General features: G+C 69.7%; 17 protein-coding genes. 9 read left to right on the top strand and 8 right to left on the bottom strand.

The genetic code is table 11. The annotated features are described in order from the left end of the window. Window positions 1-74: 74 nt before the first annotated feature. The 4 genes from AC06E6_RS15330 to AC06E6_RS15345 form a co-directional block, all read right to left on the bottom strand. Window positions 75-818: a cytochrome c1 gene (locus AC06E6_RS15330; protein ID WP_104938488.1), complete on the bottom strand. Its 744-nt coding sequence runs from the start codon at window positions 816-818 to the stop codon at window positions 75-77. Then, window positions 811-2,073 carry a cytochrome b gene (locus AC06E6_RS15335; RefSeq protein ID WP_056932280.1) on the bottom strand — a complete coding sequence of 421 codons (1,263 nt, stop codon included), beginning with the start codon at window positions 2,071-2,073 and terminating at the stop codon, window positions 811-813. Before AC06E6_RS15335 ends, AC06E6_RS15330 begins: the two co-directional genes overlap by 8 nt. Window positions 2,074-2,075: 2 nt before the next feature. Then, window positions 2,076-2,696, bottom strand: a complete 621-nt coding sequence (gene petA, locus AC06E6_RS15340; RefSeq protein ID WP_104938486.1) for a ubiquinol-cytochrome c reductase iron-sulfur subunit — start codon at window positions 2,694-2,696, stop codon at window positions 2,076-2,078. A 172-nt stretch (window positions 2,697-2,868) separates the two neighbouring features. Then, window positions 2,869-3,771: a lytic transglycosylase domain-containing protein gene (locus tag AC06E6_RS15345; protein WP_478061885.1), complete on the bottom strand. Its 903-nt coding sequence runs from the start codon at window positions 3,769-3,771 to the stop codon at window positions 2,869-2,871. Window positions 3,772-3,939: 168 nt separating this feature from the next. Between AC06E6_RS15345 and miaB the strand changes: the two genes are divergently transcribed. Next, a complete protein-coding gene (gene miaB, locus AC06E6_RS15350) occupies window positions 3,940-5,370 on the top strand; it encodes a tRNA (N6-isopentenyl adenosine(37)-C2)-methylthiotransferase MiaB (RefSeq protein WP_409476789.1) in 1,431 nt (476 codons plus the stop codon). 271 nt (window positions 5,371-5,641) lie between these two features. On the opposite strand, the gene AC06E6_RS15355 is transcribed toward miaB, so the two are convergent. The 4 genes from AC06E6_RS15355 to AC06E6_RS15370 are packed head-to-tail and all read right to left on the bottom strand — an operon-like array spanning window position 5,642 to window position 9,336. Then, entirely contained in the window at window positions 5,642-6,730 is a 1,089-nt protein-coding gene (locus tag AC06E6_RS15355; RefSeq protein WP_161615440.1) for an ABC transporter permease, read from the bottom strand. Beyond that, on the bottom strand, window positions 6,727-7,653 hold the full coding sequence (locus tag AC06E6_RS15360) for an ABC transporter ATP-binding protein (RefSeq protein WP_478061968.1): 927 nt from the start codon (window positions 7,651-7,653) through the stop codon (window positions 6,727-6,729). The genes AC06E6_RS15355 and AC06E6_RS15360 overlap by 4 nt, the downstream gene beginning before the upstream one ends. A gap of 20 nt (window positions 7,654-7,673) precedes the next feature. Beyond that, window positions 7,674-8,639, bottom strand: a complete 966-nt coding sequence (locus AC06E6_RS15365) for an HlyD family secretion protein (RefSeq protein ID WP_478061886.1) — start codon at window positions 8,637-8,639, stop codon at window positions 7,674-7,676. Further along, complete coding sequence (locus tag AC06E6_RS15370; RefSeq protein ID WP_478061888.1) at window positions 8,632-9,336, bottom strand: TetR/AcrR family transcriptional regulator; 705 nt, start codon at window positions 9,334-9,336, stop codon at window positions 8,632-8,634. Before AC06E6_RS15370 ends, AC06E6_RS15365 begins: the two co-directional genes overlap by 8 nt. A 197-nt stretch (window positions 9,337-9,533) precedes the next feature. Here AC06E6_RS15370 and AC06E6_RS15375 point away from each other — a divergent pair, with 197 nt between their 5' ends. The 8 genes from AC06E6_RS15375 to AC06E6_RS15410 all read left to right on the top strand — a co-directional run bounded on the left by AC06E6_RS15375 (window position 9,534) and on the right by AC06E6_RS15410 (window position 17,706). Continuing rightward, window positions 9,534-10,517: a PhoH family protein gene (locus tag AC06E6_RS15375; protein WP_478061889.1), complete on the top strand. Its 984-nt coding sequence runs from the start codon at window positions 9,534-9,536 to the stop codon at window positions 10,515-10,517. Between the two features lie 926 nt (window positions 10,518-11,443). Further along, window positions 11,444-11,929 carry an rRNA maturation RNase YbeY gene (gene ybeY / locus AC06E6_RS15380; RefSeq protein ID WP_054664592.1) on the top strand — a complete coding sequence of 162 codons (486 nt, stop codon included), beginning with the start codon at window positions 11,444-11,446 and terminating at the stop codon, window positions 11,927-11,929. Between the two features lie 73 nt (window positions 11,930-12,002). Continuing rightward, entirely contained in the window at window positions 12,003-12,518 is a 516-nt protein-coding gene (locus AC06E6_RS15385) for a hypothetical protein (protein WP_478061891.1), read from the top strand. Between the two features lie 58 nt (window positions 12,519-12,576). Further along, entirely contained in the window at window positions 12,577-13,125 is a 549-nt protein-coding gene (locus AC06E6_RS15390) for a hypothetical protein (RefSeq protein ID WP_478061892.1), read from the top strand. Between the two features lie 69 nt (window positions 13,126-13,194). Further along, window positions 13,195-14,073: an HlyC/CorC family transporter gene (locus tag AC06E6_RS15395; protein WP_161615433.1), complete on the top strand. Its 879-nt coding sequence runs from the start codon at window positions 13,195-13,197 to the stop codon at window positions 14,071-14,073. Continuing rightward, the gene (locus AC06E6_RS15400) at window positions 14,070-15,323 is read left to right on the top strand and encodes a lipoprotein N-acyltransferase Lnb domain-containing protein (RefSeq protein ID WP_409476556.1); all 1,254 of its coding nucleotides are present in this window, start codon (window positions 14,070-14,072) and stop codon (window positions 15,321-15,323) included. The genes AC06E6_RS15395 and AC06E6_RS15400 overlap by 4 nt, the downstream gene beginning before the upstream one ends. A gap of 15 nt (window positions 15,324-15,338) precedes the next feature. Then, window positions 15,339-16,349 carry a magnesium and cobalt transport protein CorA gene (locus tag AC06E6_RS15405; RefSeq protein ID WP_233996323.1) on the top strand — a complete coding sequence of 337 codons (1,011 nt, stop codon included), beginning with the start codon at window positions 15,339-15,341 and terminating at the stop codon, window positions 16,347-16,349. A 52-nt stretch (window positions 16,350-16,401) separates the two neighbouring features. Beyond that, complete coding sequence (locus AC06E6_RS15410) at window positions 16,402-17,706, top strand: M24 family metallopeptidase (RefSeq protein WP_478061893.1); 1,305 nt, start codon at window positions 16,402-16,404, stop codon at window positions 17,704-17,706. The last annotated feature ends 43 nt before the right edge of the window (window positions 17,707-17,749 follow it).

Here is a 17,749-nt window from a genome sequence, read left to right on the forward strand (position 1 = left end):
GTGTGCAGTCAGCCGGTGCCGATGCCAAGTGCCGGGGAACCTGCCCCCGCACCGGTCCGGGACCCACCCTCACGTCAATGCACGTCGGTCCAGTACTCGTTCTTGAGCAGGTAAGCCAGGAAGGAGAGCAGCGCCAGGAACAGCACCACCCACACGCCCAGGCTCTGGCGCTTGAGTGCGGCCGGCTCGCCCGCGTACTCCAGGAAATTGGTGATGTCGCGCACGGTCTGGTCGTACTCCTGCGGCGTCACCTTGCCCGGACTGGTCACCACCAGCCGCTCCGGGTGCCGCTCGCCGGCCGCGTCGGGCTCGCCGAACTCGGCATGCTGGAGGCCCTGCAGCTCCCACAGCGGGTTGGGCATGGAGGCGTTCGGGAACAGCTTGTTGTTCCAGCCCAGCGGCCGCGACTCGTCCAGGTAGAACGACTTGAGATAGGTGTAGACCCAGTCGCTCTGGCGCACGCGCGCGATCAGGCTCAGGTCCGGCGGCATCTTGCCGAACCACTTCTCGCCCTGCGCCTTGGTCATGGCGACATGGATCTGCTCACCGAACTTGGCACCGGTGAAATTCAGGTTGTCCATGACCTGCTGCTCGGTCAGGCCAAGGTCCGACGCCATGCGCGAGTAACGCAGGTATTTCAGCGAATGGCAGCCCGAGCAGTAGTTCATGTAGGCCTGCGCACCACGCTGCAGCGATGCCTGGTCGGACAGGTCGTTGCCGGCCTGCTGCAGCGCGCCTTCGGTGGCGGCGAAGGTGGTGGCCGAGAACAGGAGCGCGGCAGCGGCCGATGCCAGCAAGGCAATCCATTTCTTAGTCATGCGTCGTCACCCGCTCCGGCACCGGCTTGGTCTTGTCCAGCTTGGTCCACACTGGCATGGTCAGGAAGAAGAGGAAGTAATACGCGGTCAGGAAACGGCCGATGATGGTCTCCACCGGGTCGGTACCCGGGCCCGCACCGATCTTGCCCAGCCACACGAAGCTGATGGCGAAGCCGAACAGCAGCAGCTTGGACAGCAGACCGCGGTAGCGGTAGGACTTGACCTTGGCGCGGTCCAGCCACGGCACCAGGAACAGGATCGCGATGGCACCGAACATCACCAGCACGCCGCTGAGCTTGTGCGGGATCACCCGCAGCATCGCGTAGTAGGGCGTGTAGTACCACACCGGCTTGATGTGCGCCGGGGTCACCAGGCTGTTGGCCTCGGTGAAGTTGTCGTGCTCGAGGAACCAGCCGCCGAACGCCGGGGCGAAGAAGATGATGAAGGCGGCGATGACCATCATCGCGAACACGTAGAAGGTGTCCTTCACCGTGTAATACGGATGGAACGGCACGCCATCGGCCGGCGCGGTCGGCGACCAGCGGTTGCCCTTCGGGCCCTTCTTGATCTCCACGCCGTCGGGGTTGTTGGAGCCCACCTCGTGCAGCGCCCCCAGGTGCAGCACCACCAGCAGCAGCAGCACCAGCGGCACCGCGATCACGTGCAGGGCGAAGAAGCGGTTCAAGGTGGCGTCGGACGGCAAGTAGTCGCCCATGATCCACTCGGTCAGGCCGTTGCCGATCACCGGGATCGCGCCGAACAGCGAGATGATGACCTTCGCGCCCCAGAACGACATCTGGCCCCACGGCAGCACGTAGCCCATGAAGGCTTCGGCCATCAGCGCCAGGTAGATCAGCATGCCCAGGATCCAGACCAGCTCGCGCGGCTTCTTGTAGGAGCCGTACATCAGCCCGCGGAACATGTGCAGGTAGACGACGATGAAGAACAGCGAGGCGCCGGTGCTGTGCATGTAGCGGATCAGCCAGCCCCACTCCACGTCGCGCATGATGTACTCGACCGAGGCGAAGGCTTCCGCCGCGCTGGTCTTGTAATGCATGGTGAGGAAGATGCCGGTGACGATCTGGTTGACCAGCACCACCATCGACAGCACGCCGAAGATGTACCAGATGTTGAAGTTCTTCGGCGCGTAGTACTCGGACATGTGCTTCCGGTACATCGGCATCAGCGCCGGGGCGCGGTCGTTGACCCAGCCCATCACGCCATTGGCGGCGCGGACGAGGATGTTGTCAGCCATGATTACGCCGCCCCCTTCGGATCGACGCCGATGACGATGGTGTTGTCGTCGGCGTAGTGGTGTGGTGGCACGACCAGGTTGGTCGGCGCCGGCACGCCCTGGAACACGCGTCCGGCCATATCGAAGCGCGACTTGTGGCAGGGGCAGAAGTAGCCACCCTTCCATTCCGGGTCATACGGCTCGGGCTTGATCTCGGCGGCCATTTCCGGCGAGCAGCCCAGGTGGGTGCACAGGCCGACCAGCACCGAGATTTCCGGCTTGATCGAGCGCAGCTCCGGGTTGGCCTTGCGCACATAATCCGGCTGCTGGTCCGCATTCTCGGACTTGGGGTCGCGCAGGCGGCCATCGAGCGTCGGCAACGCCTCGAGCACCGCTTTGGAGCGCTTGACGATCCAGATCGGCTGGCCTCGCCACTCCAGGACCAGGCGCTGCCCCTCCTGCAACGCGCTGATGTCGGCATTCACCGGTGCGCCGGCCAGCTGGGCCTTGGCACTGGGATTCCATGACTTGATGAAAGGAACTGCTGCGAAACCTGCCCCGACTGCGCCGACCACGGCGGTGGTCGCGGTCAGGAAGCGCCGGCGTCCGGCATTGACTGGATCGTTTACCCCATCGTTGGCCATCCGGCCCTCCGATATTGATTAGGTGGCTTGCGGCTGCCTGCGACCGGTGGAACCGGACCGCTCAGAATCGAATCTCCCCCGAGTTTAGCTGAACGCTCAGCGGCCGCACAACGCGATGAAACACGAGTCCATGACTTTTGTCACGCGCTCCTGGAATAAAAAAGAACAGCACTCATTGGCGCGAACCCAGCTCGCCACGGTAGCGGTCGGCCAACTGCGCCACGCGCTTTACGTAATACTGGGTTTCGTTGTAGGGCGGCACGCCCCCGTGCCGGTCCACCGCGCCCTCGCCGGCGTTGTAACCGGCCGCGGCCAGCGTCAGGTCGCCGTTGAAGCGGCGCAGCAGCCACGACAGGTAGCGCACGCCGCCGCGGATGTTCTGGCTGGCGTCGTAGGCATCGCTCACCCCGAAGCGGCGCGCGGTGGCCGGCATCAGCTGCATCAGCCCCTGCGCGCCGGCGCGGCTCAAGGCAGTGGGATTGAACGCCGACTCGGCATGGATCACCGCGCGCACCACCGCTTCCTCGACCCCGAACTCGCGCGCCGCGGCGGCGATTTCGGCGCGATAGGCCTGGGTGTTGAGCCGCACCGTGCCGAAGTTGACGCCGGGATTGGCGCCGCAGGCATAGCAGCGCTCGATGTAGCTGTAGCGGATGGTGCGTACTTCGCCCAGGCTGGCGACCTGCGCCGGACGGGCGCTGGTGTAGTGGCGCACGCCGTCCTTCATGTAGGTATAGACCTGCCCGCTGACCACCCGCTGCGCGCGGCTGACGGGCGCCGGCGCTGGCGCCGGTGTGGCGGGCGCGGCGCTGGCGGTCACCGTGGTGGGCGCGGGGCGGTCCGCGGTGGCGGCGCCCCCGGCACTGGCCGCGGGCGCGGCGGCCGGTGGCCGGCTGGCCGGCCGGGCCGACGGCCGGTAGCTGCCGACCACGCTGCAGCTGGCTCCGTGGATGCGCTTGCTGACGTAGTTGGAGACGCCATCGGCACCGAGGCACTTGTACAGGGTACCGGCACTGGCCGGCATAGCCGTCAGCGCGGCGATCACTACCCCAGCAATCCCCAGTCCGGTCTTCATTGCGGGCGGAAGTGTCCCAGTTTCGCGCCCGGAATGCCAACTGCCGGCCGCCGCCGGTACGCCCGGCGCCGGCAACCCCGGTACAATCGCCCCCCGCCGCGGCGCCAGCGCCGCCTGCCCGCCCACCCGTCTGGAATAAGCGCCATGCCCGGGACGCCCGCCTCCCCCCTGCCGAACACGGCGGTTTCCGCCGTGTCTTCCGTCGACATGAACACCCCCGAATTGATCCCCCTGCCCGGTGCCCGCGGCGCGGCCGCCGGCACGCCGGCGCGCGGCAAGCTCTACATCAAGACCCACGGTTGCCAGATGAACGAGTACGACTCGGCCAAGATGGCCGACGTGCTGGCGCAGGCCGAGGGCCTGGAGCTGACCGACAACCCCGAGGAGGCGGACGTGGTGCTGGTCAATACCTGCTCCATCCGCGAGAAGGCGCAGGAGAAGGTGTTCAGCCAGCTCGGCCGCTGGAAGGAACTCAAGGCCGGCGGCCGTGACGTGATCATCGGCGTCGGTGGCTGCGTGGCGTCGCAGGAGGGCGAGGCCATCGTCAAGCGCGCACCGTACGTGGACCTGGTGTTCGGCCCGCAGACCCTGCACCGGCTGCCGGAGCTGATCCGTGCCCGCCGCGAGCAGAACCGCCCGCAGGTCGACATCAGCTTCCCCGAGATCGAAAAGTTCGACCGACTGCCCGAGCCGCGCGCCGAGGGCCCCTCGGCGTTCGTGTCGATCATGGAAGGCTGTTCCAAGTACTGCTCGTTCTGCGTGGTGCCCTATACCCGCGGCACCGAGGTCAGCCGCCCGTTCGAGGACGTGGTGGTGGAGTGCGCGCAGCTGGCCGCGCAGGGCGTGCGCGAGATCAACCTGCTCGGCCAGAACGTCAATGCCTACCGGGGCCCGTACGGCGACGGCGAGATCGCCGACCTCGGCCTGCTGATCCGCACCATCGCCGAGATCGACGGCATCGGCCGCATCCGCTTCACCACCTCGCACCCGCTGGAGTTCAGCGACTCGCTGGTGGACGCCTACCGCGACGTGCCCAAGCTGGCCAATTACCTGCACCTGCCGGTACAGGCCGGCAGCGACCGCGTGCTCAGCGCCATGAAGCGCGGTTACACCGCGCTCGAGTTCAAGGCCAAGATCCGCAAGCTGCGCGCGGTACGCCCGGACATCTCGATCAGTTCGGATTTCATCGTCGGCTTTCCCGGCGAGACCGAGGCCGACTTCGAGAAGACCATGAAGCTGATCGAGGACGTGGGCTTCGACCAGAGCTTCTCCTTCATCTACTCGCGCCGCCCCGGCACCCCGGCCGCCGACCTGGAGGACACCACCCCCGAGGCGGAGAAGCACGCGCGCCTGTCGCGCCTGCAGGCGCACATCAACGCATATGCCGCCGGCATCTCCAGGAACATGGTCGGCAGCGTGCAGACCGTGCTGGTGGAGGGCACCTCGCGCAAGGACGACAACGAGCTGACCGGCAAGACCGAGAACATGCGCTCGGTCAATTTCCCGGGCCCGAAGCGGCTGATCGGCCAGTTCGTGGACGTGGTCATCACCGAGGCGCTGACCAACTCGCTGCGCGGACGCATCGTCACCCCGGACTGAGCCGCAGCCGGCTGCCGCCCCGGGCAGCCGGTGCGCGCGGCCGCTGGCCAGTTCTTGGCCAGCCCGTGCGCCGCCTTGTGCGGCAACGGCCGCCACGGCTTATCCACATGTTCGCCCGGGCCTCATCCACATCCGCTGTGGACAACCCCGCGCCACGTGGACAGATTTTCACCACCACCGGCAACCGCTTGCCACGCAAGGCGCGCGCGCAGCTATCCACAGGTTCGTCGCGCGCGCATCCACACCCACGGTGGACAACCGCGCCGCATGCTCAGTCCAGCCGCTTGCGGAAGCGCAGGATCGCGCCTGCCATCATCACCGCACTGAAGACCAGCAGCGCCAGCGCATCGGGCCACAGCTCCCACAGGCTGGCGCCACGCAGCATCACCCCGCGCACCAGGCGCAGGAAATGGGTCAGCGGCAGCAGCTCCGCCAGCCATTGCACCGGACGCGGCATGCCCGCGAACGGGAACATGAAGCCGGACAGCAGGATCGACGGCAGGAACAGGAAGAAGGTCATCTGCATCGCCTGGAACTGCGACTGCGCGCGGGTCGATATCAGCAGCCCCAGCGCCAGGTTGGCGACGATCAGCAGGCTGGCGGCGATGAATACATGCCACAGGCTGCCCCCGATGGGCACGTGGAAGCACCACGCGCCCAGTGCCAGCACCATGCTGGTCTGCACCAGCCCGACCACCACGTAGGGAACGACCTTGCCGACCATCAGCTCGGCGCTGGTCAGCGGCGTGGCGATCAGCAGTTCCATGTTGCCGCGTTCGCGTTCGCGCACGATCGCCACCGCGGTGAACAGCACCATGGTCATGGTCAGGATCACCCCCACCAGCCCCGGTACGATGTTGGTCGCCGAGCTGCGCTGCGGGTTGTAGAAGGCGACCACGCTGACCGGGGTCGGCGCCAGCGGGTCGAACGCCATGCCGTCCAGCGGCATCCGCGCCAGCTGCGCGGCCGCGCTCTGCACCGCGTTGTCACTGCCGTCGACCAGGATCTGCAGCGCTTCGCGGCCTTCGGCGCGGCGGCGCTCGTAGTCGGGCGGAATGACGATGCCGATGCTGATCTCGCCGCGGCGCATCGCGTCCACCAGTTGCTGCGGCGTCGCCACCTCCAGCGCCGGCGCCACCACGCCGCTGGCCACGATGTCACGCGCCAGCATCCGCGAGGCCGAGGTACGGGCCTGGTCGGCGATGCCCGCGGACAGATCGCGCAGGTTGGTGTTGATGGCGTAGCCGAACAGCAGCAGCTGCATCACCGGGATGCCGATGATCATCGCCAGGGTGATGCGGTCGCGCCGCATCTGCCGCAGCTCCTTGCGCATCACCCCCAGCAGGCGGCGCAGCTTCATGCCTCGTCCCGGGCGGCAGCCGGCCGCTGGCGGGTCGCGGCGACGAACACGTCTTCCAGGCTGGCGGGCTGGGGCTGCATGCGCGCGGCGATGCCCGCCGCCTGCAGCGCTTCGGCCAGTGGCGCCGGCGCGGCACCGGGATCCAGCAGCACGCGCAGGCGGTTGCCGATCTGCGCCACGCTGGCCACGCCGGCGCAGGCCGCCAGCACCCGCGCGGCCTGCCGCGGCGGATCGGCGTCGACCACGAGCGTGCGCCCGGCCAGCCGCGCGGTGAGTTCGGCCGGGGTACCGTCGGCCACCAGCACGCCACGGTCGAGGATGGCGATGCGGTGGCAGCGCTCGGCCTCGTCCATGTAATGGGTGGAGACCAGCAGGGTGGTGCCGGCATCGGCCAGTTCGAACAGCTTTTCCCAGAAATCGCGGCGCGATTCGGGGTCCACCGCGCTGGTGGGTTCGTCCAGGAACAGCAGTTCCGGTTGGTGGATGACCGCCGCGGCCAGCGCCAGGCGCTGTTTCTGGCCACCGCTCAGGGTGCCCGCCAGCTGCTTCTGCCGGTCCTGGAAACGGTATTGCTCGACCAGCGTGTCGATGCGCCGCCGCGCCTGCGCCCCCGGCAGGTCGTGCACGGCCGCCATGAACTCCAGGTTCTCGCGCACGCCCAGGTCGTCGAACAGCGAGAACTTCTGCGTCATGTAGCCGATGCGGCTGCGCAGCGCCTCGGCCTGCGCGGGAATGCGCAGGCCCAGCACCTCGATCTCGCCGGCGCTGGGCGTGAGCAGGCCACACAGCATGCGGATGGTGGTGGACTTGCCCGAACCGTTCGGACCCAGGAAGCCGTACACCTGCCGGCGCGGCACGTCCAGGTCGATGCCGTCCACCGCCCGCAGCGCGCCGAAGCGCCGGCTCAGGCCGCGCGCGCGGATCGCGACGCCGGCGCCGTCCATCAGCGCGCGCCCACCGCGGCGTCGGCCAGCACCCGTACCGGGGCCCCCACCGGCAGCGCCGCCGCGTCGCTGCCCAGGCTGATCTCGGCCAAGTAACTCAGGCGCTCGGCGTCCTGCCCGGTCAGCGCGAAGTACGGGGTGAACACCGGGTCGCTGCGGATCATGCGCACCCGGCCGGCGAACACCGGACCGGCCGGCTGCAGTTGCACCCGCAGCGGATCGCCCACCTGCAGCCGGTTGCGCAGTGCCTGCGGCAGGTAGACGCGCGCGTAAGGCGCCTCCCCCACCAGCAGCACCGCCAGCGGCGCGCCCACCGCCGGCTGGTCGCCGAGCTTGTAGGGAAGGCTGTCGACGCGGCCGGCACGCGGGGCCACCAGGGTCAGCTTGTCCAGCAGCAGCGATTGCGTCGCGGCCGTGGCCCGGGCGGCCGCCAGTGCGGCCTCGCCCTGCGCCAGTTGCTCGCTGCGGATGCCGTGCAGGCGTTCGTCCAGCGCCGCCGCGGCCTGCCGCACCTGCGCCTGTGCGCTGCGCGCGGCGGCCAGCGCGCGATCCAGCTCCGCCGGCGCCACCAACTGGCGCTGCGCCAGGGGCCGCAGTCGCGCAAGGTACGCCTGCGCTTCGCGCGCCTGCGCCTGCGCGGCGGCCAGCGCAGCGCGGGCCTGGTCGATGTCTTCGCTGCGCGGGCCATGGCGCAGTTCCAGCAGTGCGGCGTCGCTCTGCTGCACCCGCGCCTGCAGTGCATCCAGCTGCGCCCGGGTCTGCGCCGGTTCCAGCTGCAGCAGCGGCGCCCCGGCGGCGACCCGTTGGCCTTCGCGCACATCCAGGCGCACGATGCGCTCGGACACCGGCGCCGGCACCGTCACCCGGTCCCATTCCAGCGTGCCCAGTGCCTGCGGCGCCTGCTGCGAACAGCCCGCCAGCGCCAGCACCAACACCCATATCACGGGGTTGCCCCGGTCATTCATGTTCCGGCTCCAGAACGCGCGTCAACACCGCCATCGCATGCCGCTGCACCGCATCGGCCCCCAGCTCCCCGGCGCCGAACAGCTGCTGCCAGATCGGCGCACTGGCCAGCGGGAACATCGTCAGCCCCACCATCGACACCACCAGCAGCCGCGGATCCAGCGCCGGGGCGAGCCGCCCGGCCTGTTGCGCGGCGCTCAACCGCTGCATCAGCAGGCGCGGCAGCAACGGCCCGGCCTGCTCCAGCATCATCCCGCGCAGGGCACCACCTTCGCAGAGGATTTCCCTTACCCACAGCGTCGGCAACCAGGGATTGGCCGCCACCGCGCGGGTGATGCCGGCGACGAAGGCGGCCACCATCGCCGCCACGTCGTCGCCCGCCCCGCCCACCCCGGCATGGACCTCGGCCATCACCGGCCACAGCCGTTCGGCCACCACCGCCTGGCGCAGTTGCAGCTTGTCGCCGAAGTAATAGTGGACCAGCGCCGGCGTCACGCCGACGCGACGGGCGATGTCGCGCAGCGAGGTGGCGCCGATGCCCTGCGCGACGAAACAGGCCAGCGCCGCGTCCAGCAGCCGTTCGCGCAGGTCGACGGCATCGGCGCCGGGCCGCCGCCCCGGCGCGCGCCGGCGCGGCGGGCGCGCAGGCGCGGCGGGCTTGGCGGTAGCGGTGGGTGTCGTGGACCGGGAACGTTTCATCGCCACATTTAATTCAACGAACAATTAAATTTCAATGATGATCCGGTGCGGCCCTCCCGGTCGGCCGTCTTCGCGCCATGCCCCAGTCACCGGAAGCCCGCCACCGCCCCGGACAGCGCGCGGACCGGAAGTGAGAAGATGCCCACCCTCGCCCCGGCGGCATTGATACCGGGCGCGCCGGCACCATTTCTGGACCCATGACTGCGACCATCCACCACGATTTCACCCTCGACCCGGCCGACAACGAGCGGCTGGCCAACCTCGCCGGCCCGTTCGACGAGAACCTGCGCCAGATCGAGCTGCGCCTGGGCGTGCAGATCGCCAACCGCGGCAACGTGTTCCGCGTCAGCGGCCCGGGCAAGGCCGCCAGCGAAGCCGAGCGCCTGCTCAAGGCGCTCTACGACGAGGCCGCCGGCACCGCCCTGGACAGCCACGCCATCCACCTGCTGCTGAGCCGCGCCAATGTCGAACAGGTGGCCGAGCGCGCCTACGAGGCGCAGGACGTGGCGATCAAGGTCAAGCGCGGCACCGTGCGCGGCCGCGGCCAGAACCAGTCGCGCTACCTGCACCAGATCGCCACCCACGACATCAACTTCGGCATCGGCCCGGCCGGCACCGGCAAGACCTTCCTGGCGGTGGCCATGGCGGTGGAGGCGCTGAACGAATCGCGCGTGCAGCGGCTGATCCTGGTGCGCCCGGCGGTGGAGGCCGGCGAGAAGCTGGGCTTCCTGCCCGGCGACCTCACCCAGAAGGTCGACCCTTACCTGCGCCCGCTGTACGACGCGCTGTACGAGATGCTGGGCGTGGAGAAGGTCGCCAAGCTGCTGGAGAAGAACGTCATCGAGATCGCGCCGCTGGCGTACATGCGCGGGCGCACGCTCAACGACGCCTTCGTGATCCTGGACGAAGCCCAGAACACCACCATCGAGCAGATGAAGATGTTCCTGACCCGGCTGGGCTTCGGCTCGACCGCGGTGGTCACCGGCGACCTCACCCAGACCGACCTGCCCAAGCACGTCAAATCCGGGCTGCGCGACGCCATCGAGGTGCTGCGCGACGTCGAGGGCGTGAGCTTCACCTTCTTCGAATCGCGCGACGTGGTCCGCCACCCGCTGGTGGCGCGCATCGTCAGCGCCTACGACCGCCGCGACCTGCAGCGGGTCAACCCCGCGGCCGGGTAACGGCCAGCACGCCCGGCACCGACCCGCACGGGAGGTGCCATGGCCCTTCCGCGTGCGTTGTCACCGGGGGGCTGTTGGCCGTTGCCACCGGCATTCCGGCGGCCGCCGCCACCGGAATGCCGCGATGCGTGCGCCTGCCTGCAAACCGGCTGCGACGGTCGCGCCCGGGCGGGCCGGCGATTTCGAGCGGAAGGAAGCCGCTTCAACCCGCAGCGGGAACATGCGCGCGCGGGATTCCGCCATGCGCTGCAGAATCACCCGCAGATCCGCATCGACATGCAGGTCGATCCAGGCCGATGGCGCAGGCCGCCGCGGGCGGGGGCGGCATGGCAAGCCTTCCGCCAGCACCTGCCGCTGGCAAGCGCGCTAGGCACCTGCACGCAGTTGCGCGAACTGCATCAGGGCACGTTTCCGCCGCAGCCGGAGACGGGCGACACGCCACCCGCCGCACCATCGACCCGGCGGTGCTCACGGCCAAGGCCGAGGCCGGGCAACCCGCTGGGCACAAACCGCAGCTGAACATGCGCCTGCCGCCGCCGGACTGGCTGCCGGATTCCTACGGCTACCGGTTCCACAAGCAATTCAGTTAATTCACGCTGCGCGCCTCGGCCGCGCAGGCGCGTACTCGGCCGGATGAATCCAACGTGCTGACCGACCCGGCCGCGCGCGTGCGAGCCCCGGCGCCGCTGGTCGCCAATGTCGCCGGCCGCGTTGACGACACCCTGCATGACGACAACGCGGCGACGCAGGAAGCGCCACACCGGGGCGCCGGATCACCGCGCTGCCGGAGAAGCCGGCATCGTCGACCGGTGCGACAGCGCCGCGTGCGTGGGAATCGCCCTCGACGCGGCCCCCCTGAAGGTCGCGGTGAAACGGCATGCGCGCGATACTGTGCGTCTCCGCACTGCCTGATCGCTGGAACTGCCATGACCAAGGGCCCCGTCCGTCTCGATGTCGCCGTCAGCTACGCCCTGCCCCGCGCCGGGTTGCCGGCCGCGGTGAGTTTCCGGCGCTGGGTCGCCGCGGCACTGGAGGGGCGGATCCGCGAGGCCGACCTGGCGATCCGCCTGGTCGATGCCCGCGAAGGCCGCTCGCTGAACCGCCATTACCGCGGCAAGGATTACGCCACCAACGTGCTCAGCTTCCCGGCCGAAATTCCCGAAGGACTGCCCAAGGGCGTCAAGTTCCCGCTGCTCGGCGACCTGGTGATCTGCGCGCCGGTGGTGGCGCGCGAAGCCGGTGAGCAGCGCAAGGCGCTCAACGCGCACTACGCGCACCTGACCGTGCACGGCGTACTGCACCTGCTCGGCTGGGACCACGAGGACGACAAGGAAGCCGAGGCGATGGAACAACTCGAGCGCGAGATCCTGGCCGAGCTGGGCATCGCCGACCCCTACGCCGGCGAGCGCTGACCACCCCCCAGGGTTGAAACCGGCGGCGATCCATCATTCAATCGCGCCAGCCATCGCCACGGAGTCATTCAGGATGAACGACCACACGCAGGCCCCGCTTCCATCCGCTCCACGCCATCGCATCGGGCAGGTCGTGCGCATGCTGTCCGCCACGGTGTTCCTGGTGTCGTTCGCGGCCACCTGTTATCTGTCGCTGCTTGCGCCTGTCTTCAGTCCGCGCACGATTCCCGACACATGGGCGCTGGCCGTGGTGGTAGTGGCGCTGTTGACGGCGCCGATGGGCTGGCGCGCGATCGCCCGCCTGTTCACCGGGCGCCCGGTGGCAACGCTGCGGTTCTTCCGTGCATCGCCGCTGACGCTGGGCCTGGCGTTCGCGCTGGCGGCGGCGTACTTCGCCCTGGCTCCGCGGCTCGATGCGGCCCAGGCGGCATTCACCCTTCCCATCAACACGGCGCTGGTCCTGCGGGCGATCGGCGCGGCGGCAACACTGCTGACGCTGTGCACGCTGCTGGCGGTTCCGCTGATCCTGCTGGGGCGCCTGCTGGGTTGGGGCGGCGGCTGGCTGTGGCGGCGGATGAGCGCGCACTGATAACGTGGGGGCCCCTGCGACCACCCTGCCCCTCGTGCCCACGATCCGCCCGCTGCCAATGCTGCTCGCCGCCGCGCTGCCGGCCACCGCATCCGCCGACCCGGCCATCGACCTGCCCGCCCTGATCGAGTGCCGCCAGAGCGTGAGCGAGTTCGTCGCGCTGGCGCCGATCGCCGCCGATCCGCTCAAGGCGGTGGCCCTGGGCTGGCGGCCGCTGCCGCAGAGCAACCTGTTCATGAACGAGTACATGCTGAACACGCCGGTGACCGTGTTCGGGCATACGTCCGACCATATCGCCATGGCCGGCTCCAGCATCATGGCGATCCTCGACCTGGCCGATCCGCGGCCGCTGGCCACGGCGCTGGAGCTGGAAACCGGCTACGACGCCGACGGCAAGTTCATGGCCGGCCGCGAACTGGTCAGCCGCGACGTCAACGACGCCAGCACCGGCGAGGCGCTGATCGAGTCGGTGATCCTGAGCGTGTCCAACGTCAAATCGCACCCTGGGAAGACCCTGGCCGGCTGCACCTACAGCCTGGATCTGCCGGCCGAGAACGAGCTGCCGGCCCCCGCCGCAGGCGCCAAGGCGGACACGCCGCCGGGCTGAGCGGGCGCCCGCGGACATCCTGCTAGACTTTCAGCACCGCCCGGTCCGCCGGGTGCCCTGAACGAAGAGATGTCCGAAGACGACAGTAGTACCCCCCCGGAGCTGGGCGAAAAGAAGCGCGGCTGGCTTGAACGCCTGAGCGCGGCCTTCTCCGGCGAACCCCATACCCGCGACGAACTGGTGGCCGTGCTGCAGACGGCCGAGCAGGACGGCCTGATCGCCGCCGACACCCTGCGCATGATGGAAGGCGCCATCGCGGTGGCCGAGCTGACCGTCGGCGACGTGATGATCCCGCGCTCGCAGATGGTGTCCCTTCCGGTCGAGCAGCCGTTCCTGGAACTGATGAAGCAGGTGGTCGAGTCCGGCCATTCGCGCTTCCCCGTGCACGGCGAGAACAAGGACGACGTGCTCGGCATCCTGCTGGCCAAGGACCTGCTGCGCGGCGTCGTCGCCGACAACAGCCACGCCAGCATCCGCGAGCTGCTGCGCCCGGCGGTGCTGATCCCCGAGTCCAAGAAGCTCAACGTGCTGCTCAAGGAGTTCCGGCTCTCGCGCAACCACATGGCGATCGTGGTGGACGAGTACGGCGGCGTCGCCGGGCTGGTCACCATCGAGGACGTGCTGGAGCAGATCGTCGGCCAGATCGACGACGAACACGACGAGGCCGAGGACCACACCGCGCAGATCGCCATCCAGGCCGACGGCCGCTACGTGGTCGACGCGCTGACCGCGATCGAGGACTTCAACGAACGCTTCGGCGCCGGGTTCTCCGACGACGACTACGACACCATCGGCGGGCTGGTCACCGAGGCCATCGGCCACCTGCCCGAGATCGGCGACGAACTCACCCTGGACCGTTTCGTGTTCCGGGTGGCGCGCGCCAACGCGCGGCGGGTGCAGGCCTTCCACGTCACCGTGCTGCCGCCCGACCCGCAGGACGACGCTTGATCGCCGCGGGTCTTTTCCGGCGGCCGCGTCCCGCCCTGCCGCTCGCGCGCCTGCTGGCGTGCGCACTGCTCTGGCTGCTGGTGGCCGGCGTGGCATCGGCCGCAGCCGCGCCCGCCGCCGATGCCGCGGGCAGCGCGCCGCGCATCGGCGTGGTGACGATGCAGCCGGGCGAGGTGTTCTTCGAGCGCTTCGGCCACGACGCGCTGGTGGTCGCCGAGCCCGGCGGCGGCCCGGCCATTTCCTACAATTTCGGTTTCTTCGACCCGTCCGAGCCGGACTTCATCGGCAACTTCGTGCGCGGGCGGATGATGTACTACCTGGTCGCACTGCCGCTGGACGAGGACCTGGCGCAGTACCGCGACGCCGGGCGCGGCGCCTCCATCCAGTGGCTGGACCTGCCGCCGCAGCAGGCGCGGGCGCTGGCCGACGACCTGGCCGAGCGCTCCCGCCCGGAGAACGCGCGCTACCGCTACGACTACTTCACCGCCAACTGCTCGACGATGGTGCGCGACGCGCTCGACCGCGCCATGGGCGGCGGCCTGCGGTCGCAGCTGGCCGGGCGTTCGCGCGGCAACACCTACCGCAGCGAAGCGGTGCGGCTGGCCTCGCCGTCGCCGTGGATGTGGCTGGGCTTCGACCTGGGCCTGGGCCCATGGGCCGACCAGCCACTGTCGCGCTGGCAGGAGGCGTTCGTGCCGATGCGCCTGGCCGACGGCCTGCGCGAGGCCCGCAACAGCCAGGGACGCCCGCTGGTGCAGGCCGAACAGGAACTGCTGCCGCAACGGCTGGCGCCCGAACCGGGCGAGCATGACCGCGCCTGGTGGCCGTGGCTGCTGACCGGGCTGGTCCTGGCCGGCGGGATCTTCGCCGCGCGCGGCCACCGGCGCGTGCTCGGCGGCGTCGCGCTGCCGTTCTGGCTGTTCTGCGGCGTGGCCGGGGTACTGCTGGCCTACCTCTGGGGCGCCAGCGAACACCGCGCCGCCTGGGGCAACCGCAACCTGCTGCTGCTCAATCCGCTGGCGCTGGCCCTGCTGCCGGGCGCCTGGCAACTGCTGCGCGGGCGCCTGCCGGGCCGCGCGTTCGGCGCGCTGCTGTGGACGCTGGCCGGCATCGCCGCGCTGTCGCTGCCGCTGCATTGGCTGTCGCTGCAGGCCCAGTTCAACATGCAGTGGATCGTGCTGCTGCTGCCGGTCCACCTGGCGCTGGCCCTGGTGCTGGGCCGGCGCGGCTTGGCGCCTGTGCCGGGCTGAGGCACGATGCAGCCCATGGACCTCGGTATTTCCCCCATGGCGGCGGCCAACCCGCCCTGCGTCATCAACTGCACCTGGTACGGCGAGGACGGCACGCTGCGCAACCTGGCGCTGGATTCGATCAGCGACGTGCTCGAAGCCAGCAGCCGCGGCTTCGTCTGGGTCGGCCTGTACGAACCCGACGACGCGGTGCTGGACAAGGTGCAGGCCGAGTTCGGGCTGCACGACCTGGCCATCGAGGACACGCGCAAGGCGCACCAGCGGCCCAAGGTGGAGACCTACGGCGACTCGCTGTTCGTGGTGGTGCACACCGCGCAGGTGGTCGAGGAGCGCATCCGCTATGGCGAGACCCATGCCTTCCTCGGCCCGCGCTACCTGGTGACCGTGCGCCATGGCGCCTCGCTGTCGTACGCGCCGGTACGCGCGCGGCTGGAGCGCGAGCACGACCTGGTGGCCCGGGGGCCGTCGTTCTGCCTGTATGCGGTGCTCGACGCGGTGGTGGACAACTACCTGCCGATCACCGACAGCTTCGGCGATACGCTGGATTCGCTGGAGAAGGACATCTTCGCCGAGAACTACCGGCGCCGCACCGTCATCCGCCTGTACGACCTCAAGCGCGAACTCAACAAGATGCGGCTGGCGGTCACCCCGCTGCAGGACGCGCTGTCGCAGCTGCAGCGCAATCCGGCGCAGCTGCTCAACGACGAGGCGCGGCTGTACCTGCGCGACGTGCAGGACCATGCCGCGCGGGTCAACGACGCCATCGACACCCTGCGCGAGATGCTCGGCACCGCGCTGAGCGTGAACCTGTCGCTGGTCACCCTGGCACAGGGCGAGACCGTCAAGCGGCTTGGCGCGTGGGCGGCACTGCTGGCCGCGCCGACCCTGATCACCAGCTGGTACGGCATGAACTTCACCCACATGCCGGAGCTGGCCGGACGCTTCGCCTATCCGCTGCTGGTGCTGCTGGTCGGCGCCGTCTGCGCGGTGCTGTACCGGCTGTTCAAGCGCTCGGGCTGGCTGTAGGCCCGGGCCGCCCGCGGCCCTTCCCATCCTTCATAGCCCTGCGGGGAACAGCATGCGCGACGACACCCTTTCCGACCACCGCCGCCGGCGTTTCCTGCGCGGCTCGCTGGCTGCCGGCGCGGTGGCCCTGCCACTGCTGGGCCAGTCCGGCGGCGCGCTGGCCGCCGATGGCCAGGGCGATGCGCCGACGCTGCCCGCGTCGATCCGCGCGCTGCAGCCGGTGGCGCAGCGGGTGGTACCGATCAGCGTCGACGAGCGCGTGCAGCGCCTGGCACGCGCGCAGGCGCTGATGGACCAGCAGCGGATCGACGCAGTGTTCATCGGCGCCGGCACTTCGCTGGCCTATTTCACCGGCATGCACTGGTGGAACAGCGAGCGCCTGACCGGGGTGATCCTGCCGCGCACCGGCGAGCCGGTCTATGTGACCCCGGCGTTCGAGCGCAGCCGCACGCTGGAGCAGATCAAACTCGGCAGCGACGTACGCGGCTGGCAGGAAGACGAGGATCCCTATGCGCTGGTCGCGCAGGTGCTGCGCGGTTTCGGCGCCGCCAGCGGCACGGTCGGCATCGAGGAAACGGTGCCGTTCTTCCGCAGCCGCGGGATCATGAACGCCCTGCCCCATGCCACGTTCGTCGATGCCTGGCCGGTCACCGCCGGCTGCCGGCGCATCAAGAGTGCGGCCGAACTGGCGTTGATGCGGCTGGCCAACCAGACCACCCTGGCGGTGTACGAAGCGGTGTGGAAGGCGCTGGCGCCGGGCATGACCGAGGACGACATCGCCGCGCTGGTGACCTTGGCGTATGCACGCACCGGCCTGCGCGGCAGCGCCGACGTCAACATCGGCCCCGCCGCCGCCTCGCCGCACGGCTCGGATGCACCGCAGCGGCTGACCGAGGGCACGCCGATCATCTTCGACGGCGGCTGCCGGGCCGACGGCTACACCAGCGACATGACCCGCACCGTGGTGCTGGGCAAGGCCGGCGATGACGTCCGCCGCGTGTTCGACGTGGTGCTCAAGGCGCAGACCAGCGCGCTGCGGGTAGCGCGCCCCGGGGTGGCGATGGAAGCGCTGGACGCGGCCGCGCGCAGGCGCATCGTCGATGCCGGCTACGGCCCGGACTACACCTACTTCAGCCACCGCCTCGGCCACGGCATCGGCATGGACATGCACGAGTGGGATTACCTGGTCCGCGGCAACATCCGCCTGCTCGAACCCGGCATGACCTTCAGCAACGAACCCGGCATCTACCTGCCCGGCAGGTTCGGCGTGCGCCTGGAGGACATCCTGCACATCACCGCCGACGGCGCCGAACTGCTGACCCCGCAGAGCCCGTCGATCGACCAGCCGTTCGGCTGAACCGCAGAGGCGGGGCTAGCCCCGCATGCGGCTTCACCGGGAA

The sequence above is a fragment of the Stenotrophomonas sp. Steno-Z10-HUANG genome, assembly GCF_056393075.1.